Annotated in this window: 18 protein-coding genes and 1 tRNA gene; 7 read left to right on the top strand and 12 right to left on the bottom strand. The window is 43.1% G+C overall.

All coding sequences use genetic code 11. The features are described 5' to 3' along the window. Positions 1 to 101 precede the first annotated feature (101 nt). Both phnW and phnX read left to right on the top strand, forming a co-directional pair. The gene (gene phnW, locus PR767_RS04180) at positions 102 to 1205 is read left to right on the top strand and encodes a 2-aminoethylphosphonate--pyruvate transaminase (protein WP_272519938.1); all 1104 of its coding nucleotides are present in this window, start codon (positions 102 to 104) and stop codon (positions 1203 to 1205) included. 9 nt (positions 1206 to 1214) lie between these two features. After that, a complete protein-coding gene (gene phnX / locus PR767_RS04175; RefSeq protein ID WP_115168076.1) occupies positions 1215 to 2024 on the top strand; it encodes a phosphonoacetaldehyde hydrolase in 810 nt (269 codons plus the stop codon). Between the two features lie 45 nt (positions 2025 to 2069). Here phnX and argF read toward each other — a convergent pair whose 3' ends face one another. After that, on the bottom strand, positions 2070 to 3095 hold the full coding sequence (argF, locus tag PR767_RS04170) for an ornithine carbamoyltransferase (RefSeq protein ID WP_196719599.1): 1026 nt from the start codon (positions 3093 to 3095) through the stop codon (positions 2070 to 2072). A gap of 169 nt (positions 3096 to 3264) precedes the next feature. On the opposite strand from argF, the gene rraB reads away from it, so the two are divergent. Then, positions 3265 to 3672: a ribonuclease E inhibitor RraB gene (rraB, locus tag PR767_RS04165; protein ID WP_180359503.1), complete on the top strand. Its 408-nt coding sequence runs from the start codon at positions 3265 to 3267 to the stop codon at positions 3670 to 3672. 68 nt (positions 3673 to 3740) lie between these two features. Here the strand turns inward: rraB and PR767_RS04160 are convergent, their stop codons facing one another. The 4 genes from PR767_RS04160 to pepA all read right to left on the bottom strand — a co-directional run bounded on the left by PR767_RS04160 (position 3741) and on the right by pepA (position 9614). Continuing rightward, the gene (locus PR767_RS04160) at positions 3741 to 4244 is read right to left on the bottom strand and encodes a GNAT family N-acetyltransferase (RefSeq protein WP_272519937.1); all 504 of its coding nucleotides are present in this window, start codon (positions 4242 to 4244) and stop codon (positions 3741 to 3743) included. Positions 4245 to 4405: 161 nt separating this feature from the next. Further along, on the bottom strand, positions 4406 to 7276 hold the full coding sequence (locus PR767_RS04155) for a valine--tRNA ligase (protein ID WP_272519962.1): 2871 nt from the start codon (positions 7274 to 7276) through the stop codon (positions 4406 to 4408). Between the two features lie 37 nt (positions 7277 to 7313). Next, on the bottom strand, positions 7314 to 7763 hold the full coding sequence (locus PR767_RS04150; protein WP_004907529.1) for a DNA polymerase III subunit chi: 450 nt from the start codon (positions 7761 to 7763) through the stop codon (positions 7314 to 7316). Between the two features lie 339 nt (positions 7764 to 8102). After that, entirely contained in the window at positions 8103 to 9614 is a 1512-nt protein-coding gene (gene pepA, locus PR767_RS04145) for a leucyl aminopeptidase (protein WP_004907531.1), read from the bottom strand. A 339-nt stretch (positions 9615 to 9953) separates the two neighbouring features. Between pepA and lptF the strand changes: the two genes are divergently transcribed. Beyond that, positions 9954 to 11051: an LPS export ABC transporter permease LptF gene (gene lptF / locus PR767_RS04140; protein WP_110731596.1), complete on the top strand. Its 1098-nt coding sequence runs from the start codon at positions 9954 to 9956 to the stop codon at positions 11049 to 11051. Further along, positions 11051 to 12127 (top strand): LPS export ABC transporter permease LptG, encoded by a 1077-nt coding sequence (gene lptG / locus PR767_RS04135; protein ID WP_004907535.1) that lies wholly within the window; start codon positions 11051 to 11053, stop codon positions 12125 to 12127. Before lptF ends, lptG begins: the two co-directional genes overlap by 1 nt. Positions 12128 to 12187: 60 nt before the next feature. Here the strand turns inward: lptG and PR767_RS04130 are convergent, their stop codons facing one another. From PR767_RS04130 to ampH, 3 genes are all read right to left on the bottom strand, one after another. Further along, positions 12188 to 12685 carry a hypothetical protein gene (locus PR767_RS04130; protein WP_109912102.1) on the bottom strand — a complete coding sequence of 166 codons (498 nt, stop codon included), beginning with the start codon at positions 12683 to 12685 and terminating at the stop codon, positions 12188 to 12190. Between the two features lie 124 nt (positions 12686 to 12809). After that, positions 12810 to 13253, bottom strand: a complete 444-nt coding sequence (locus PR767_RS04125) for a hypothetical protein (protein WP_123382204.1) — start codon at positions 13251 to 13253, stop codon at positions 12810 to 12812. 202 nt (positions 13254 to 13455) lie between these two features. Next, positions 13456 to 14679: a D-alanyl-D-alanine-carboxypeptidase/endopeptidase AmpH gene (gene ampH / locus PR767_RS04120; protein WP_272519936.1), complete on the bottom strand. Its 1224-nt coding sequence runs from the start codon at positions 14677 to 14679 to the stop codon at positions 13456 to 13458. Positions 14680 to 15092: 413 nt separating this feature from the next. Here ampH and PR767_RS04115 point away from each other — a divergent pair. Together PR767_RS04115 and PR767_RS04110 are read left to right on the top strand one after the other, a co-directional pair. Further along, a tRNA-Leu gene (locus tag PR767_RS04115) sits at positions 15093 to 15177 on the top strand. Positions 15178 to 15494: 317 nt separating this feature from the next. Further along, positions 15495 to 16760 carry a tyrosine-type recombinase/integrase gene (locus PR767_RS04110; RefSeq protein WP_272519935.1) on the top strand — a complete coding sequence of 422 codons (1266 nt, stop codon included), beginning with the start codon at positions 15495 to 15497 and terminating at the stop codon, positions 16758 to 16760. Positions 16761 to 16905: 145 nt separating this feature from the next. Here PR767_RS04110 and PR767_RS04105 read toward each other — a convergent pair whose 3' ends face one another. Genes PR767_RS04105 through PR767_RS04090 form a run of 4 tightly spaced genes read right to left on the bottom strand, consistent with a single transcriptional unit; the run spans position 16906 to position 21754 of the window. Further along, positions 16906 to 18375, bottom strand: a complete 1470-nt coding sequence (locus PR767_RS04105) for a serine/threonine-protein kinase (RefSeq protein ID WP_272519934.1) — start codon at positions 18373 to 18375, stop codon at positions 16906 to 16908. Further along, positions 18372 to 18929, bottom strand: a complete 558-nt coding sequence (locus PR767_RS04100) for a hypothetical protein (RefSeq protein ID WP_238795283.1) — start codon at positions 18927 to 18929, stop codon at positions 18372 to 18374. Before PR767_RS04100 ends, PR767_RS04105 begins: the two co-directional genes overlap by 4 nt. Next, positions 18922 to 20607 (bottom strand): ATP-binding protein, encoded by a 1686-nt coding sequence (locus PR767_RS04095; RefSeq protein ID WP_272519933.1) that lies wholly within the window; start codon positions 20605 to 20607, stop codon positions 18922 to 18924. The genes PR767_RS04100 and PR767_RS04095 overlap by 8 nt, the downstream gene beginning before the upstream one ends. Beyond that, the gene (locus PR767_RS04090; RefSeq protein ID WP_272519932.1) at positions 20597 to 21754 is read right to left on the bottom strand and encodes a hypothetical protein; all 1158 of its coding nucleotides are present in this window, start codon (positions 21752 to 21754) and stop codon (positions 20597 to 20599) included. Before PR767_RS04090 ends, PR767_RS04095 begins: the two co-directional genes overlap by 11 nt.

The following is a 21754-nucleotide window of genomic DNA, read 5'->3' as shown; positions in this document are numbered from 1 at the left end:
AGTTATATGAATTTTTTGTTTCACGCACACTTTTCCTTTGACCTTTTGAGTCGCCTACTACCATTATAATAGCAATCTGGTATAGACCAAAGGTGAATTGAATGACAAACAATAATTATTTGCTATTAACACCGGGACCGCTCACGACATCTAAAACGGTGAAGGAAGCCATGTTGTTTGATAGCTGCACATGGGATGATGATTACAATTTAGGCGTTGTACAACATATTCGCCAACAATTAGTGGCACTGGCAACGGCCAACGCAGGGTATTCATCGGTACTACTTCAAGGAAGTGGAAGCTATGCGGTTGAAGCTGTTTTAGGTAGTGCTATCGGCGATAAAGAGAAAGTTTTGATTATCAGTAATGGCGCCTATGGTGCTCGAATGGCACAAATGGCCCAAGGCTTAGGTGTTGCCCATTGTGTTTATGATTGTGGTGAAGTGGCTTTGCCTGATCTGCAGCGGGTCGAGCAGTTATTACAACAAGATAACCAAATCACTCATATTGCGATGGTACATTGTGAAACCACGACTGGGATTTTAAACCCGATAGAGAAAATCGCGAAGTTAGCGAAACAGTATCAAAAATGTTATATCGTGGATGCAATGAGCAGTTTTGGCGGGATCCCCATGGATATTGCTGAGCTTAACATTGATTTTCTCATTAGTTCGGCAAATAAGTGTATTCAGGGAGTTCCGGGGTTTGCTTTTGTCATTGCTCGTGCTGATGCATTTGAGGTCTGTAAAGGGCGTTCCCGTTCATTATCGCTAGATTTGTATGCGCAGTGGCGCTGTATGGAAGATTTCCATGGTAAATGGCGTTTTACTTCTCCAACCCATACGGTATTAGCATTTGCCCAAGCACTTAAAGAGTTAGCTCAAGAAGGTGGCGTAGCCGCGCGTTTTCAACGTTATCGACAAAATCAACACAAGCTGGTGGTTGGTATGCGTCAATTGGGTTTTACCACATTGTTAGAAGATGGTCTCCATTCGCCAATTATCACCGCATTTTACTCACCAAGTTCGCCTGATTACCAATTCAAGCAATTTTATCAAAATTTAAAATCACAAGGCTTTGTCATTTATCCGGGCAAGGTCTCGCAAAGTGATTGTTTCCGCATTGGAAACATTGGTGAAGTTTATGAAAAAGACATTGATGCCTTGTTGGTAGCAATAGAAAAAGCCATTTACTGGGAAAAATAAGGGAAAGAAATGAACCGTATTGAAGCTGTTATTCTTGATTGGGCGGGTACCACTGTTGATTTTGGTTCTTTTGCGCCTACTCAGATTTTCATTGAAGCATTTAAATCTGTGTTCGATATGGATATCACACTGGCTCAAGCGCGCATTCCTATGGGGCTAGGAAAATGGCAGCATATTGAAGCACTGGGTAAATTGCCTGAGGTAGACGCTTTATGGAACGCGAAGTTTGGCCGCTCAATGAGTAGTGAGGATATCGATAAAATCTATGCGGCCTTTATGCCATTGCAAATTGCTAAAGTGGTCGACTTTGCTGCGCCAATCGCTGGAGTTGTCGACACAATTGCTACATTACGCAGCCAAAACATTAAAATTGGTTCTTGTTCAGGTTACCCTCGTGCCGTGATGGAGAAGTTAGTTCCAGCAGCAAAGGTGTTGGGCTATCAACCTGACTACTGGGTCGCGAGCGATGATATTCCCGCGGGTGGGCGACCGGGGCCTTGGATGGCACTTCAGAACGTGATTGAGTTAGGTATCGGCTCCGTATCAGCTTGTATTAAAGTGGATGATGCTGTTCCTGGTATTGAAGAAGGACGTAATGCCGGGATGTGGAGTGTTGGTTTGTCTATCTCGGGTAATGAGTTTGGTAAAACATGGGAAGAGTATCAAGAGATGACTGTAGATACGGTTAACTCGTTAAAACAACAAGCCGCCGAGAAATTGTATGCTGCTGGTGCTCATTATGTGATTGATACGTTAGCGGATTTGCCATCGGTTATTGATTGTATCAATCAGCGTTTGGCGAAAGGTGAACGTCCATAATGATAGGTTACCCTCAACTCATTTGGTTGAGTTGAGGGTAGGAATTTAAAAAACATTAATAGGAAGTTCTGGCGCTAATGTCGCTACCATTACCGCTTTGATGGTATGTAAACGGTTTTCTGCTTGATCAAAGACAATACTGTAAGGAGATTCAAAGACTTCTTCCGTGACTTCTAACCCACCAAACATATTGAATTCTTTAGCAAGTTGTGCTCCCAATGTGGTGTCTTCATTATGGAATGCAGGTAAGCAGTGTAAGAACTTAACATTCGGGTTGCCAGTGAGCTTAATCACATCCATATTCACTTGGTATGGTTTTAATAAATTAATGCGCTGTGCCCATACTTCTTTGGCTTCTCCCATCGATACCCACACGTCAGTATAGATAAAATCGGCATCTTTAACACCTTCGGCGACATCTTCCGTGAGTGTGATTTTCGCACCCGTTTTTTGAGCCAGTGCTTGGCAAGTATTCACTAACTCTTCTTCTGGCCAGCAGCTTTTCGGCGCAACAAGGCGTAAATCTAAACCTGTGAGCGCAGCGGCTTCTAACATCGAATTACCCATGTTATTGCGTGCATCGCCTAAATAGGCAAATTTAATTTTTGAGAATGGTGTATTTGGTCGGTGCTCTTGAATAGTTAGCAGGTCGGCTAATAACTGTGTGGGATGGAATTCGTTAGTTAGTCCATTCCATACAGGCACTCCCGAGTGCGCGGCTAAGAGTTCTACTGTGTTTTGAGCGAATCCGCGGTATTGAATACCGTCATACATCCTGCCCAATACTCGAGCAGTATCTTTCATGGTTTCTTTGTGGCCGATTTGGCTACCAGAAGGCCCTAAATAAGTGACTCTAGCACCTTGGTCAAATGCACCAACTTCAAATGCACAGCGTGTCCGAGTTGAATCTTTTTCAAAAATAAGGGCAAAATTTTTACCTGAAAGAAAGGGCTGTTCTGTACCGGATTTTTTTTCTGATTTTAACCAAGAAGAGAGTTTTAAAAGTGAATGAATTTCGCTAGAAGTAAAATCAAGTAACCTTAGAAAAGGTTTATTATATAGGGGATTCATAATTGGCAGCCTTTTTGTTTTGAATTAATATTCAATTTATATTCATAAAAATTCAAAATCAACCCCCAACGCAAAAGAAATTATCTTTAAATATATGGTTTCACTGTCAACCGTATGGGAGAATGGCGCAAAGAAAGACGAGCGACAAAGAAATAAAAGGGGTGTGGATATGGTAGATAAAGCTGAATTGGATGCGCAGTACGAAGAAACTCGCTTAATTATCGAAGAATTATTGGAAGATGGCAGCGATCCTGATGCATTGTATGCGATTGAGCATCATTTCTCTGCTGACAACTTTGCACTGTTAGAAAAAGCGGCTGTTGAAGCTTTTAAACTAGGCTATGAAGTCACAGATGCGGAAGAACTCGAAATTGAAACGGGTGAAACCCTGATGTGCTGCGATGTGATCAGTGAAAGTGCTTTAAATGCAGAGCTGATTGACGCACAAGTTGAACAATTAATGAAACTGGCTGAGAAAATGGGCATCAACTATGATGGTTGGGGCACGTATTTTGAAGACCCAGACGCAGAATATGACGACGAAGACGATATCGACCCTGAAGATCGCGTTCATTAATTATTAGTCGCATCATGCAACTGCATAAAAGGATAGCTAAAAACTATCCTTTTTCGTTTAGCGTAGAATTATAATGCCTTTAACATGCGAATTTCACAGTCACTATGACCCGTATTTCCTAACGGTTCATCAATAAATTCAAACCCTAATTTTTCATATAACTTAATAGCCGCTTGGAGCTCTTTGGTTGTTTCTAGGTAGCAACGGGTGTAGCCTTGCTGTTTAGCGAACTCCAGAGACATCAGTACGATTTGCTTCGCTAAGCCTTTGCCGCGTAGTACTGAAGATAAATACATTTTCTGTAGTTCTGCTGTTTCGTTATTACCACCAGCAACTTGTGAAACACCGCCACCGCCAACAATTTCGCCATCCATTTCAACTACCCAGTAAGCACTGCGCGGTTTGCTATACACCTCAAATAAGGTATCTAAAATAGGGTCAGCAACGGCAAAGCCTTTGTCCGCAGTTAAGCCATGTTCAGCGGAAACTTCGCGAATAACGGCGGCGATCCCAGGGTTGTCTTGAGGTTGAATTAAACGAACTTTAACGATTTGGTTTGTGTCTGTTGTCATGGGAACATCTCTTTTATTTGTATTAATTATATTTTTCATTGCGGCATTGGTAGTCGCAATATGTATGATATTGGCACATTTTTAATATTTTCAATGCCCTAATACAAAAAAGCCCTGACTCATCAACGACGAGTCAGGGACAAATACTTAAAGCTTAATGATTACAAAGAGGCAATCGTCACTTTTTGTGCTTCAATTTTAGCTTTTGCTTCAATATTGGCAGTTAAGCGTTCACGCTCTTTTTCAACAACGGCAGCAGGCGCACGGCTCACAAAACCTTCGTTTGCCAGTTTGTTTTCAATGGTTTCGATTTCTTTCACCACTTTTTCCAGCTCTTTATCTAAACGAGCCAGTTCCGCGTCTTTATCAACCAGACCCGCCATTGGGATCAGTAACTCAGCACCGCCAACCAGTTTGGTGACAGAAACCGGTGCTTCTTCGCCTTCAGATAGCACGCGGATGCTTTCTAAACGCGCCATTGATTTGATAAAGTTTTGGTTTTCTTCGATACGGCGTTTTGCATCAGCAGAAGCACCACGCAGCATCACATCGAGCGGTTTACCTGGAGAAATATTCATTTCTGCACGAATGTTACGAACGGCAATAATCGCTTCTTTGATCCACTCAAGGTCACTCAGCGCAAGTTCATCCACTTTAGCGGCATCGAACTCAGGGAACGCTTGCAACATAATGGTATCAGCGTCAATACCTTTAACCACTTTAACTCGTTGCCAAATGGTTTCAGTGATGAATGGAATGATTGGATGAGCAAGACGCAGTAAGCCTTCCAGCACTTCGATCAGGGTGAAACGCGCTGCACGAACTTGCGCTTCATTACCTTTATGAACTGCAGGTTTAGACAGCTCTAAGTACCAGTCACAGAATTCATTCCATGTGAAATCATACAAAATACCCGCTGCGATATCGTAACGGTGAGTATCTAACGCTTCACGGTAAGCTTTTACAGTCTGATTAAATTGCGCCATGATCCAGCGGTCAGCCAATGAGAAGCTCATTTCACCGCCGTTTTGGCCGCAATCTTGGCCTTCGGTATTCATCAATACGAAGCGGCTCGCATTCCATAATTTATTACAGAAGTTACGGTAACCGGACAGGCGTTTCATATCCCAGTTGATGTCACGACCTGTTGAAGCTAATGCCGCTAAAGTAAAGCGTAGGGCGTCAGTACCGTGGGCTTCAATGCCTTCTGGATATTCTTTACGAGTACGTTTAGCAATTTTTTCAGCCAATTGCGGCTGCATCATGTTGCCAGTGCGTTTTTCAAGTAAGTCTTCTAAAGAAATACCGTCAATCATATCCAGTGGGTCAATAACGTTCCCTTTGGATTTCGACATTTTTTGGCCTTCTTCATCACGGATCAAGCCTGTCATGTAAACGGTTTTAAATGGTACTTGTGGTTCACCGTTTTCATCTTTGATGAAATGCATGGTCATCATGATCATACGGGCGATCCAGAAGAAAATAATATCGAAGCCACTGACCAATACATCTGTCGGATGGAATGTTTTCAGTGCTTCGGTATTTTCTGGCCAGCCGAGAGTCGAGAATGTCCACAAGCCAGAAGAGAACCACGTATCCAGCACATCATCGTCTTGACGCAGAGCGATATCTGCACCTAAGTTGTTTTCACGACGGACTTCGTCTTCATCACGACCCACATAGACATTGCCTTTTTCGTCATACCATGCAGGAATGCGGTGACCCCACCAAAGTTGGCGAGAAATACACCAGTCTTGAATATCTCGCATCCAAGAGAAATACATGTTTTCGTACTGACGAGGAACGAACTGAATACGGCCATCTTCAACGGCTTTAATGGCATCACGAGCTAAAGGCTCGGTACGTACGTACCATTGGTCGGTTAGCATAGGTTCAATAACCACGCCACCACGGTCACCGTAAGGCACTGTTAAGTCATGCGGTTTTACTTCAACCAGCAGGCCAAGTTGTTCGAACTCTGCCACGATAGCTTTACGAGCCGCGAAACGTTCCATCCCACGATACGCTTCTGGCATTTCGCAACTATAAGCGGTGGATGGGTTACCGTTAGTATCGAAAACTTCCGCTTCATTACGGACGTTACCGTCTAAATCCATCATGTTGATCATGGTTAACTGATGGCGTTTACCGACTTCATAGTCATTAAAGTCATGAGCTGGCGTGATTTTCACGCAACCAGTGCCTTTTTCCATGTCGGCATGCTCGTCACCCACAATTGGAATACGGCGGTTAACAATTGGCAGAATAATTTCTTTGCCAATTAAATCTTTATAGCGTGGATCTTCAGGGTTAACTGCAACACCGGTGTCCCCTAGCATGGTTTCAGGGCGAGTAGTTGCGACCACTAAGTAGTCTTTGCCTTCAGCGGTTTTTGCGCCGTCAGCCAGTGGGTAGCGCAGGTGCCACATAGAACCTTTAACTTCACGGTTTTCAACTTCTAAGTCAGAAATTGCCGTGTGCAGTTTCGGGTCCCAGTTGACTAAGCGTTTGCCACGATAAATTAAGTTTTCTTTATAGAGACGAACGAATGCTTCTTTAACAGCTTTAGATAAGCCTTCATCCATGGTAAAACGCTCGCGATCCCAATCAACAGAGTCGCCTAAACGGCGCATTTGTTGTGAAATTGTACCGCCAGATTCCGCTTTCCATTCCCAGATTTTGTCAATGAACGCATCGCGGCCGTAGTCGTGACGGTTTTTACCTTCTTCGGCGGCAATTTTGCGCTCAACGACCATCTGAGTTGCAATACCTGCATGGTCTGTTCCCGTTTGCCATAAGGTATTTTTACCTTGCATACGCTGGTAGCGGATCATGGTATCCATGATAGTTTGCTGGAAGGCATGCCCCATGTGCAGGCTACCAGTGACGTTCGGTGGCGGAATGACGACACAGAAGCTGTCTTGGGTGGTATCCCCATTAGGTTTAAAATAACCGCTTTTCTCCCAGTGAGCATACAATGACTGCTCAATCTCTGCGGGGTTATATGTTTTATCGAGCGAGGGCTCATTCATTGGGCTATCTGGTTTCTTTTCCATTATCTTTTTGTATTCAGTAAGTTGGCGGCGTCGCCATAGTCAAATTGAAGCCGACGCTACGGTACGTTTTATACCGTTCACGCGCCAACTGTTTTAAAGTTTCATCAATAGGTACGAAGTCTATCACTTCATGGAAAGCCGTGGCAAAATCTGCGAACTGATTTTGTAAATTAATCAGTATATCGCGAGGTGTTGTGCCTCTTTTGGCCGGCCAGCAAATTTCAATCGGTGCACCATAACGCGGGCCTTCCCCTGCCAAATTATGCGGGACAAACTGGTGTGGATCACGCTGCCAAAGGGCCTCATCAATCTTTTCAGCCTGTAGTTGTGTTTCGCAAGCAATCAAAACACGCTTTCCACTGCGCCACATCTGAGCGGCAAGCTCACAAGCTAGCCATTCATGGGCTTCAAGTTCAGAATGTGGTGATGTCTGTTCTAGTTGGTAAAATGTACCTTTTTTCATATACCCGTCATACTTCAATTTGTAGGGGTGTTGGCTACGCGCTTTCGCCTTAGTCACATACTTTTGTATGCTCCCAAGGCCTCAATTGCTTGCCGCCTACCTACAAACTGAATTATTTAGGGTATAGCGTAAATTGCCATACTTCAATTTGTAGGGGTGTTGGTTAAGTTTTTTGGTGGCATAGCTCAAAATTATTTCTATGTTGAATTATAACCTTTTTTATTGCTGCCTCAAAATGGCTTCTATGTGTATCGAAAAGCCAAAAATAATATCCCGAATCGCATAAGTGCTCATCGGGATATTTTTACGAGTGATGTACAGCTAAAATGCTAAATCGGGTTATTCATCACCATTAAGGCCTGCACGGTTCAACAAGAACTGCGCTAGCATGGAAACAGGGCGGCCAGTGGCCCCTTTCGCTGCACCTGAACGCCAAGCAGTTCCTGCGATATCAAGGTGTGCCCAGTTATATTTCGTCGCAAAGCGAGACAAGAAACAACCTGCGGTGATAGCACCCGCTGGACGTCCACCGGTATTGGCTAAATCAGCAAAATTTGGTGTGATTTGGTCAAAATATTCATCTGCTAATGGTAAACGCCATGCACGGTCGCCTGCTTGCTCAGAAGCATTTAATAGCTCGTGAGCCAGTGGATTATGGTTTGACATCAACCCAGTGTAATGGCTACCTAATGCAATCACACAAGCCCCTGTTAAGGTGGCTATATCGATAACCAGCTCTGGCTCAAAACGCTCAACATAGGTGAGTGCATCACACAGAACTAAACGGCCTTCGGCATCGGTATTGAGGACTTCAACGGTTTGCCCAGACATGGTAGTAAGGATATCACCTGGGCGATAAGCACGGCCACCAGGCATGTTTTCACAGCCAGCAAGAACCCCAATCACATTAATTGGCAATTGCAATTCAGTGATAAAGCGCATGACGCCATATACACTTGCAGCACCGCACATATCGTATTTCATTTCATCCATGCCTTCGGATGGTTTAATTGAAATACCGCCGGAGTCAAAGGTTAGGCCTTTACCAAGTAAAACGATAGGTTTGCTTTCTGGGTCTGGACTGCCTTTATATTCCATGATGGACATTAGCGATTCATTTTGTGAACCTTGACCGACCGCTAGATAGGCATTCATTCCAAGTTCTTTCATTTGCTCCTCACCAATCACTCGAGTGGTGAGTTTACTGTCTGAAATATCAGCTAATTGACGAGCTTGAGATGCTAAATAACCTGCATTACAGATGTTTGGCGGCATATTGCTTAAATCTTTCGCCGCTTTAACACCTGAAGCAATCGCTAAGCCGTGGGAAATAGCACGTTCACCACTAGTTAATTCACGGCGAGTTGGCACGTTGAAAACCAGTTTGCGTAGCGGACGGCGATGCTCTGTCTTATTACTTTTCAGTTGATCAAATACATACAGCGACTCTTTGGCTGTTTCGACGGCTTGGCGCACTTTCCAGTAATTATTGCGACCTTTGACGTGTAATTCAGTTAAGAAACAGACGGCTTCCATTGAGCCAGTTTCATTCAGTGTGCTGATTGTTTTCTGAATAATTTGTTTAAATTGGCGCTCATCTAATTCGCGTTCTTTACCACAACCGATAAGTAGAATGCGTTCAGACAGAACGTTGGGTACATGATGGAGTAGCAGGGATTGCCCCACTTTACCCTCAAGTTCGCCGCGGCGCAGCAGGGCGCTGATATATCCGTCACTTATTTTGTCCAGCTGTTCAGCAATTGGGGACAGACGGCGTGGTTCAAAGACTCCGACAACAATGCATGCGCTGCGCTGTTTTTCCGGGCTACCACTTTTTACACTAAACTCCATGCGTTCTCCTGAATCTTAAAGACAAAGGCCGATGCTCCCGCTAAAATTAGCGTTTCGCATGATCTACCTCATAGAGAATGAACTCTTTATGTTAAACTAACCATCTATACGCGAAATAGCTCACATTGTATGCTGTTAATCGCGATACACCATGAAGTATGGCGGGTATATCTGGTTTCTCGAATATTAAGCATGTTCTGATATTTCAATCAGTATAGATAATGCTTTTATATCATTCTAGCCATACAATAAACTAGAGTATATGTTAGTAAATGGCAGACATCGAACGAACTTAGCCATTTTCTTCCCAAAAGACAAGTTTTCACAGGCGTAATAAGCGTGATCATTATTAGATATTTGGTACGGGAAACCCTGAAAAGTCAGTTAGCCATACTTTTTGTATTGATGCTAATCTTTTTTAGTCAGAAGTCGATAGATATTCTTGGCGCTGCGGTTCAGGGCAATATTCCTTCAAACTTAGTACTTCCTTTGCTGGGGTTAGGTGTGCCTGAAATGGCTCAGCTTATCTTACCTTTGAGCCTATTTCTTGGGCTTTTGATGACCTACAGTAAACTTTATACTGAAAGTGAAATCACGGTAATGCATGCCTGCGGTTTAGGTAAAAGTGTTTTAGTGAAAGCTGCGTTAGTCCTTGCAGTCATTACCGCTATGGTCGCGATTGCTAATATTACGTGGATGTTGCCGTGGTCATCTCAATATCAAGAGCAGGTATTGGCTGATGCGAAAGCCAATCCCGGGTTAGCTGCAATGGTCGAAGGGCAATTTAAAACCACTAAAGATGGCAACTATGTGCTGTACATTGGTGATGTAAAAGGTAACAACTTCAAGAATGTATTTCTTGCACAACTACGCGCCGCTAATGAACAACGGCCTTCTGTTGTGGTTGCTGATAGCGGCTATATGAAAGAAGATCCTGATGGTCGACAAGTCGTTGTTTTAAATGAGGGTACTCGTTATGAAGGAACCGCGTTACTACGCGATTTTCGCATAACTGACTTTGTTAATTACCAAGCCATTGTTGATCACCAAACTGCAGAAACGCGTAGTGACCGAGTCGAGCAAAAAAATATGCTGCAACTGTGGTCTGAAAATACGCCTGAGGTGAACGCTGAGTTTCATTGGCGTTTAACCATTGTTTTCTCCGTTGTCGTCATGGCTTTGATGGTTGTGCCGTTAAGCGAGGTTAACCCACGTCAGGGGCGGGTACTCAGTATGCTTCCTGCAATGTTGCTGTACCTCATTTTCTTTTTATTACAAAGTACATTGCGTAACAGTGCTGATAAGGGCGACCTTGACCCAAGGTATACCATGTGGGCGGTGAATGTGGGGTATTTGGTATTAGCGATAGTCCTAAATGCGTGGAATACCGTCCCAATGCGCCGTATACGTCTTAAATTGAGTAAAGGGGTTGCCTGATGTTTGGTGTTTTAGATAGGTATATCGGTCGAACCATCTTAAATTCGATTTTAGTGACGTTATTTTTGCTCGTTTCCCTAGCTGGGATCATTAAATTTGTTGAGCAGCTTCGCAAAGTGGGCGATGGCGACTATACGGCATTGAGTGCAGGTGTATTCACCTTATTAACTGTTCCAAAAGATATTGATATTTTCTTTCCAATGGCGGCGTTGTTAGGTGCGCTCATGGGGTTAGGGGCACTGGCCTCACGTAGTGAGCTAGTCGTTATGCAAGCTTCTGGTTTTACTCGCTTGCAAATCGCATTATCGGTGATGAAAACGGCGGTTCCATTGGTCATTGTCGCCATGTTTATCGGTGAGTGGATCGCACCAGCGGGAGAGCAGTGGGCAAGAAATTATCGCGCAGAAAAAATCGTGGGTAATTCATTAGTTGTGACAGATGAAGGTATGTGGGCAAAAGATGCCAACGATTTTATCCATATTCAGCGGATTAATAATGCGACATCGATTCAAGATGTGTCGGTGTATCGTTTTGATGACCAACGTAAATTGAAGTCAGTGATGTTTGCTGCGAATGGCGAGTATGACTCGACAAATCAGCTTTGGGTATTATCTCAAGTGGACGAGTCAATTCTAAGTAGTGAGAAAAAAATTACAGGTTCACAGCGATTAACGGTTGATTGGAAAACCAATCTCACCCCAGAAAAACTAGGAATAGTTTCACTGAATGCTGACTCGCTTTCCATCCGTGGCCTATATCAATATGTCTCGTACTTAAAAGAAAGTGGCCAAGTTGCCGCGGTTTATGAGCTCAGTATGTGGAAAAAAATACTGGCGCCATTATCCGCAGCCGTCATGATGTTAATGGCAGTTTCATTTATTTTTGGGCCGCTGCGTACCGTTCCGATGGGTGTTCGTGTTATTTCAGGTATTGTGGGTGGGTTCTTGTTTTACGTACTCAACCAAGGGTTTGGTAACTGGAGCCTAGTTTATTCGGTACCACCCATTGTTGCAGCAATTTTGCCGAGCTTACTATTTTTAATTGTTAGTATCGTACTATTAGTAAAACGAAAATAACGTTTTATAGGTCATTAAAGGCTGTGTATCTTTGGGTATCACAGCCTTTTTCTTTTCTCGTCATTTACTGAGTAATAAATTCCCTAATTTGCTGATAATTCTTAATAGTTTGTTTTGAGGACGGAATAAAGCTTGTTGTTGTCTATTATCTGCAGATGTACTGATATATTCGCCTTTGATCCCAACAACATTAAATCGACTTTTATTAGCTAACTGTTGAGCATAAGAAAAAATACCGCCATTCGCCGTATATGATTGTCGAACAAGATAAGCTTTTTTCCATTCTTGCTTTGTGAATGCAGTTTGTGCTTCTTTTCGTGCTTCTCTGACAAGTTTTTTATATTCAGGTGTTTGTTCTAATTTCTTTTGATTGTTTTTTAAGGGATGAGAATTGAGTGATTCAAGACCGATTTCTACTGATGTCGGTTTTTGCGGGGCAGGGAATATGTTTTGGTGGTTATAGATTCTTCTAAGTTGGAGAGCTAACTCAGAAACTTTGCCCTGCTTAATGGTACAGGGCCGTGTTATATGATGTAAAAAAAATGGAGAAATACGCATTTTAATTCCTATTCACAAAGTAGAAGAGGGATTAAGATTAGCCTTGAATTAGCTTATAGCATTGCATAAAACGATAATAAACTTAAGAAATAGCTTGAATAATAGCGGATTAGTACTGTTATTATTAACCAGCTATTGCATAACCTAATGCACTGATAAAGGCTACTATCCTTGTTTGCGGTTGAAATAACTTTTTTCTGGCACCTGGGATATTACTTTGGTCATCAATAGCTAAAATATTTTGGCGACTCCGGTTTGCTAATTGCTGAGCAAGTGAAAAAATTCCACCTTTCATACTATTTTGTCGTTTAAATTTAAAAGCAGCTTGGCACTTTTCCCGATATATTCGTCTTTCTTCTTGTCGGCAAGCTTTGATAGCTTGTAATTCTGAGCCTTCGAAATACTTGTAGGGATATTGAATAGCAATAGACCTATTTTCTACATACTCTGGTTTTTTAGTACAATGGTCTTTAATACTATTTAAAACTTCTATCAATTCAAATTGGCTAATTTTGGGGTATTGTGTAGCCTGACAACTTGATGTTATCGCGTGGTTTTTTGTTCTCATTTTAGCTCCGCATGTGTTAATGGAAGGCTAAAAGATTATCGGTAATCTGAATGAATTGATTTTAAAAATGGATAGTAAAATTATCAAAAACAGCCTGAATTTATCAGGCTGTTGTCGCAATTAATGAGATAACGCGGGTAAATCCACGTTTTAGGGTCGGGGTGTAACTCGCCATTGTTTGTAACACTTCGGCGGTACTCCTTCAATGTTTCCCATACGCATGGTTAGTAGATAATGAGGCGACTAGTTCATTAACACCAATCGTTAATTTACTGAATTTACTGTTATCTTTGCGGGTCATTACCACAAATACCCCAATATTTTGCTGTGGGATCATCGCCATATAGGTGTTAAACCCGCCACCGCCACCTGTTTTTTGGTAAATACCAGGAATGCCATTTTTCGGTTTCATATACACCCACCCAAGGCCTAATCCATCAGCATGGCCTGCAACATCCATCCCTTTAATTTCTAAAAGTTTTTCACGGGGAAAATAGATGCCTTGTTCACGGGCTGCGGTGACTTTTCTTAGGTTACTGTCTGTCGATAAAAATTGCTGCATCCATTTTTGCATATCTGCAGGGGTGGAATACACACCACCACTTCCTGCTGCTGCAAGAGTGTTATGGCAAGGGCTGGGTTTCGTTCCTTCCATTAACCGCGCGCATTGTGCATTATTGGGGGTGTAAGTGGTATTCGTCATTTTGGCGGGAGAAGTAACATAGTGGTTAAATAGCTGAGGGTAAGAGACTCCTGAAGCTTTAACCATCGCATCTGCCAATAAGTCATACGCTAAGTTGGAATAAGAAGCTTCTGTTCCCGGTGTTGCATCTAACTTACCTGTTTTTAGCCAGGTCCAGCGGTTATCTTGAGTTGGCCAAATAAAAACAGGACGTCCCCATTTCCCACCGGGTTGTTCGCGAGGTAAGCCACTGGTATGGCTTGCTAAGTGATATAAGCGAATAGGTTGCCCGCTGGCATTATCAGGAACAGTAACGCCATGGTAAGCGTATTGTTGTAATGGGTCCGTAATTAATAGTTTCTTATCTTGTTCAAGTTTAATTAATATTTCGCTTGTCATTAATTTTGTAATTGATGCAATGCGAATTAATGAGTTTGGACCAGGTTTTTTACCATTACCCGGTGCGGTTTCACCATAATAACGCGATAACGCCTGATTATTATCGATAACAATGATAGCCATGCCCCGTGCATTGCTTTCATTAAAAATGCGATTAGCGTATAAATCGACAATCTTAGCGACGCGCTCGTAAGTCCTTCTATCTCCCTCAAAAACTTGCCAGTCAGAGGATTCAATATCATTACTTTGCAAAAACTTTGGTGTTTTTTCTGTCTTACTTGAACATGCCATTAACACTAAGGATAATGCAGATACAGACAGAACTTTTAGAAATGATTTCTTCATGTTGGAAGCCAGCCGATATGATTGTTTGCAAATGGCCTTTCAGCCATATTATTTTTTCTTCGCGAAAATCTTCATTACCACACCAATTAAGATGCCAATAAAGATACCTGTTGCTATCCACCCAACAAAACCCATGATTAAACCTTAAATATTGACATTAGATTGCAGATAAACTAACAAAAATAATGACCTGCCGCCAGTCACAGAGCCTCGTGATAAGAAAAATAATTTGGGAGAAGTTAACATACTCATTAATAGATATATAAACAAAAGAAGCTTTCCTTGTGATTTTATAAGATCTAAGGAATATGCTTTTTTTTTAATCGAACAAACCGTATCTTCACGAATAAGTGTTGCCAGTAGGCACAAGGCAAGTATAATGGCAGCGTTTTCCAAGAAACACATCACTTCGTGCCGGAGTGGCGGAATTGGTAGACGCAGTTGATTCAAAATCAACCGCCTTCGGGTGTGCCGGTTCGAGTCCGGCCTTCGGCACCATAAGAACATCAAGAGACGTCAACGGACGTCTTTTTTTGTATCTAAAATCCAGTGTTTGCAAGGCTTTCCCCTCATTTTCAGTCAATGCATGTCAACTTAACTCAACCCACATCAACCTTCGAGTGAGTATACAACTGAGTATATACATCGCTTCGATAATGAATGTATACTCATTTTACCTCGTATTACCGATGATAGTGCAATACAGGTGCAGCTTGTGGCGTAGGTGCATAGTTGGTTATGTAACTCGAAATTATCAACAGTAATCTGAGATATCTCGTTTATATACTCACTCTGGGGTGTAGAGGATAAAGAATATGGCATTAACCGATACAAAAGTTCGTGCAGCTAAACCTGACGAGAAAGCTTATACACTGACAGACAGTGATGGCTTGTTTCTTTATATTCACCCCAATGGCTCTAAATATTGGCGCTTCCGTTTTCGCTTTGGCGGTAAACAACATTTGATGGCTTTTGGTGTATACCCTGAAATTTCTTTAGCAGATGCAAGAGAAAGAAGGGATGCTGCCAGAAAGCAAGTTGCTTTAGGTATCGATCCACGCGAACTCAAAAAAGAATTAAAGGAAGAGCAGCAAAAGGAATTTAACACTTTCGAGAAGGTTGCTCGCGATTGGCACGCAACCAATAAGAAGTGGTCAGAAGGGCATAGCCATCGAGTGCTAAAAAGCCTTGAGGACAATATCTTCGCTGCTATTGGTAAACGCAATATTGCCGAACTGAAAACTCGCGATCTCCTTGAACCCATTAAAGCCGTAGAGACGTCTGGACGTCTTGAGGTGGCGGCACGTTTACAACAACGTGTAACCGGCATCATGCGCTATGCCGTACAAAGCGGTTTGATCGACTATAACCCAGCGCAAGACATGGCTGGCGCAGTTGCGACAGGTAAACGAGTTCATAGAGCGGCCTTAGAACTTAAACGCCTACCTGAGTTCTTACAACGCATCGATGATTATAAGGGAAGGCCTTTAACTAAACTTGCAGTTAAACTTACTTTGTTAGTCTTCATTCGTTCCAGTGAATTGCGCTTTGCTCGTTGGGATGAAATCGATTTTGAAAATGCCATGTGGACGATCCCCGCTGAACGCGAAGCGATAGAAGGGGTTAAACACTCCCATCGTGGATCAAAAATGCGCACACCTCATTTAGTCCCTTTAAGCCGACAAGCCATTGAGATCTTAAAACAGATCTACCAATTCAGCGGTAACCATGAACTGATCTTTATCGGTGATCATAATCCAAGAAAGCCAATGAGTGAAAACACGGTTAACAACGCATTACGTGTGATGGGCTATGATACGAAGACAGAAGTTTGTGGTCATGGTTTCAGAACGATGGCCTGTAGCTCGTTGATCGAGTCAGGACTATGGTCGAAGGATGCGGTAGAAAGGCAGATGAGCCACCAAGAACGCAATTCAGTAAGAGCTGCTTATATTCATAAAGCGGAGCATATTGAAGAGAGGCGACTGATGGTGCAATGGTGGGCTGATTATTTGGATGCGAATAGAGTGAAGGAAGTTTCGCCTTTTAGTTTTGCTAAGGCTAATCGTGTTTTCCAATAGCATTAGTTGTGTAATTGGGGACTTAAACTTTATTAATCAAATACTCATAATTTCAAGTCTCCTCCCCTTGGAGAGGAGATTTTTGTTCTTAATAATTCATAAAGAAAGATCATAGTTTGTATTTGCCTAGTTGGTGTTTTTTGTATCAAATAACCCCAAGCTTTGCATACAATTCTTTTTTCTCTTTCATGCTGTTATCCAATGGTGCAACTCGTAATGCTGCTTTCAAATAAGCCGCAGCACCAGAGTAATCACGCATTTGCTCGCAAACTAAAATGAGTTGGCTTAATACATGGAACTTCATTGGAGTTGTTTGGTTTACTCTCTCCAATAGTGCTCTTGCTTCAGGATATTTAGCTTCAAGGCCAAGGATAGAAGATTCTAAATACATGGTCGCAGCGTTTTCTGCTTCAGCTTGCTTTCGTTGCAACAACCAGCATTTTGCTTGACTGATATTGCGCAATTGTAGGTTTGCCTTAACAATCAGCTCGAACAAATCCGCTGGTTGAGTCAACTTTCCCTCAAGCAAGGTCGCTTTATTGTCCTCTACAACTTTTTCAAAGTCGAACAAGCGATTGGCTCGGTACAAGGCAATAAGTTGCTGATGTAGAGCTTGTAAATCTTTACTGCGGCTATACTCCTGCGATGCTAACTGAGCGGCTTTTTGGTAAGACTGATCGGACATTGCTTCAAGTACCGCACTTGACCAGTCTTGATCAGGCTTAGTATGAAAAACTGGAACAATGGCACCAACTTTTAGTTGCTTAATTGTGGCTGCATCAAATGCATGAATTAAGTCGGAAATAGTTGAAAAGCGATCCTCAGCTCGTTTTTGTAAGCAGGTAAGAACCACTTGCTCCAGGTCGGTATGAATAGAGCTATTAATCTCTGTCGGAAGCTTGAAAGGTGCGTGGCGCTGAACTTGTGCTGGCGTGTCATGGGGTAGCTTTCCTGTCAGCAGCTGGTATAGCAATACACCTAAACTATAGATGTCGCCCAACAGTAGCTCTTCTAGACTGCCTCTACGGCTATCGACATTGGAGAACTCTGGGGCCGAATACAACACAGTCCCACCATTTTCTCGGGTACGAACGTAGATCTCTTCTGGCAAAGCGGAGCTGCCAAAGTCCGTCAACTTCACCAGATCACGTTCACCAACCAAAATGTTATGCGGCTTAATATCTCCATGGGATATTGGCACTGGGAGCTCGGCCAGATAATGCACAGCACAGAGCACTTGACGATATATTTTGAACAATCGCTCATAGGTCTGGCCAAAATTACGCTGCCTGTCATCGAGCTTTTGCGCTAAGGTTTGGCTAGGAAAATACTCCATTTCAATATAGAACCATTCATTATCTATACGGCCCATATCAAAAATTTGCACAATATTCTCGTGCGGCTCGACGTCTAAAAGTTCTTTACCTTCGGCAAGCTGACGGTCTTCCCGAGTAATATCCTTAGGGATTTTTACTGCGACGATTTTTCCATCCTGCAGACGCTCCGATCGCCATACCCAACCATGACTACCATCACCAAGACATTCAAGTAACAGGTATTTGTTGCCAAGGCGTTTATTCGTCCCTGGCAAAAAATGTGCTGATTTTATATTCACATCAATACCTCATAGTGAATTCTGTCCAAAGCAATCATGCTCAGATTTTTGATAAATAAAAAGCGACTAAACACCACCTCAACATCAGGAGCGGCGCTTATTTGGGCACCAGTGGACGAAGTAAAACCCATGCGGCAAATGTCTTTCAGTTTTTGGGTATCAGGTGCACCTACTAAGCCTTGGCTCCAGGCACTGAGGGCCAGGGTTTTGGGGGAATGATTCCAGCGCTGTGCTGCTTCCAGTAAGTTTTTTAATTTTTCCTCTAGCTTTTGCTGTCCTTTCGCAGAACCATCAAAGCGTTCAAATTCGATTAAACACAGAGGCGATGCTGAAGCTTTATGAAACCAGCCCGAGTCTGAGCGAATATCAGCGCCAAATGTGCCTGGTGCTGGGCATTCCACCACCGCCATAAATGATTGCTCATGCCCAAATGTATTCCAAACACTGCAGCCTAAGCTGTGGACCAATACATCCTGGTCCAGTAGCTTACCGCTTGCTAAAAGTGGAAAATTTTCATTTACCCAAGCAACTTCAGGCATAGGCAGCTTAGCCATTGAAAGAGCCCCAAACGCGCAAGACTTCCGGTGATTCACCACCGTGAATCAATGCCTTACTACCGACTTTAACAAGCAGTGGTGCAGGGATTGAACGACCACATACCAAAGCCTCTCCAGTTGATAAACTCGGAAGCTCCTCTAGGTCAGCTTTACTCACCATGTCTGATGCTTTAGCTATAAAGCGTTGATCATCTGGGTTCTTTAAGCGCATTGTAATCAGGGTGTTGCACTGAGAAGTCACATCCGAGTCCAATTTCGAAGGACGCTGGCTCACAATGCCAAATCCAACACCAAATTTACGACCTTCACCGGCAATCTTTTTAATAATGCGGTGACTGACTGCATTGCCACCGGCCGGTGCAAAATTATGGCCTTCTTCGTAAATGATAAAGCATGGGCGCAGCGGGTCCGTCTTGCTAGATGCTGCTTTTAATATTTCACTAGATAACAGTGCACAAACGACCTGCTTGGCGGTATCACTCAAACCTTGTAAGTCCACAACGACTAAACGCCCCTGTTGATTGCTCGGGCGACCCACCATTTTGTAAATATCAGTTGGCTCAGCCATCGTTGCACTGTAAAAACTTTTGGCTTCATTAAGCACGCGTGAAAGCTTCATCGAGGCGACAGCGGCACTACGGCCCGATAACGCCTTCGCCTCAGCTTCAGAAAGGTCGTCCCACTCTTTTAACTCTTCAATGCCATCACCTAATAAGAAGCGCAGGCGGTTAATATCTCGTGGCTCTGTCTTATCAGCAGAGCGCCAATAACGAATTGCAACATCGAGTACTCGTTGCTGCGGTTCCGTTAAGCCAGGTAATATTTCAGCAATATCGTCCATTTCAAAATGGTCGAACTGAAGCGCTAATGGTGTGTTCTTGCTGGCGTATTTATGTTTAAAAGACTCGTGTTGCGGTGAGTAAATCTGAATACCCGCACCGACGGCTTGCAGCTTTTCAAAGGTCTGTTTAATCAGTGGCAGTGCTTCTTGATCACGCTTATCGTCAGTAGCATCTAAGAAGCTTGAGAATTGCAGATTACCACCAGCGAGGGCTTTACCGTATTCACCATGTGGGTCAAATACCACCACAGTTCCGTTATTAACCGCGACTAAACGTTCTATAATGCGGCCAACAGTATAAGACTTACCTGAACCCGTCATTGCCAGAACAGCCAAATGCTCAGTGACCAACTTGTTCACGTCAATAAAAACAGGAACTGTATTCTCGCCTTTGTCGTAGCCTACTAAGTTACCCAAGTGCAAACTGGAGTGTTCATTAAATTCGTAAAAATCACTCAAAAACTGAAAATCGACGGTTTCAACAGCGGTACCCGGGTTAAGTGGGCGACGTGGAATTTTGATCTGACGAGTCACAGGATCGCGGTAACCAACCAATTCGACCTGAGCAAACATATTCTCACCAGTTACATTCGCACCGGGCAAAAGCTCAAGCTCGGTTACACCATCGCCAAAGCCGGCGTTATAGAGCATATTAGTACGGCTTATCTTGGTCACTCGCCCCAGTACGGCGACTTGCCCCTCATCTTTGCGTTCCTGGTGCATAATGCGTATAAACTCACCACGGCGTACTGAAAACGAGTCTTGCACAACCATAGTTAACTGACTGGCATCACCAGTGTTACCGACTAATTTACCTAAAACTTTATAAGCCATTATTCAATCCCTCATCGAGGCCTGCCAACCACCCGGCCTCAATATCATTATTCTTTAGTGCCTGGTGTAAACCCTGGCGATAAAACGTAGCAAATTTAGGTAAAATACCAAGCTGTTGATAGCCAAGTAATTGTGGCAACGGCATTGCATTACCTTTGTTTTGCATATCCAGCACCATCAGGCGAGAGGCAACTAAATCGAGATCAGCACTTTTCCATTCTGGTTCGTCACCCGCTAATTGCACCATTTTTATCTGTCCACCTCTGGCACTACGGAAGTGAAAACCAATTAGACCTTGCTTAGCTTCAATATTGGGTTCAATGCGCTTTTCTTGTTCAGACAAACGAAATGCGATGGTGCGCGAATAGTTGCCTAAAATGCCATTGATAAATCGTAAATCCCCCACGCCAACCAAACTTTCATCCAGTCCTTCCAGATTTTGCATCAACTCTTTAGAAAACCCATCAGATGCTAAAATTTGTTTGCGTCCTTGTTCGGTACGTAAATCTTGTTTGGCGATACTTACAATGGCACTAAAGCGCTCAGCCAAAATGCTCGCAAGTACTACACCATTTTGATTCCAGGGAAAAATTCTGGAGCGATGGTTTTGCCAAAAAGTTTCTATCACTTGTCTGGTTTTTTCGTACTCTTGTTTATGACGGACATTTCGCTCCAGCGGAGCCATATCCCGTGCTAAAAACAACGGCGTATCCAGCAAAATTAAATCGCCAGGCTCATAACTTAAAATTTTTTTCTCAACTAACTGATAAGCCTGACGAATTTCAATTAAATCAAGCCGTTTACGCTGAGCTTCAAAATCAATATCATCCAGTTCTGATACCGAGTCGCTACCCACCGTGCTGACTTTATTGTCATCTATTAGCAAATCTGCGCGCACTGCTGCACTGGCATAAATAAAACCACCCAATACCTTGTCTAAGCACGATTTAGTCGCAATACCGGCTACGCGTAAATTAACGATTGTGGGCTTGGGGACCGCTTTCACTAAGCCAGCATCACGGAACAGCGGCGCCACTTGCTCAATATCACGGACCTGTTTAAGCAAGCGTCCTGCACTTCCCGGTAAGCGAAGCTGGCTATCGATGGCGAGCGATTGCGCTAAATTCATCGTTTTGTTCTCATTCAT

Origin of the sequence: Providencia sp. PROV223, assembly GCF_028479245.1 — a bacterium.
Lineage (GTDB): Bacteria > Pseudomonadota > Gammaproteobacteria > Enterobacterales > Enterobacteriaceae > Providencia > Providencia rettgeri.
The sequence above is the reverse complement of the archived record's forward strand: the minus strand, read 5'-3'. Positions and strand labels throughout refer to the sequence as shown.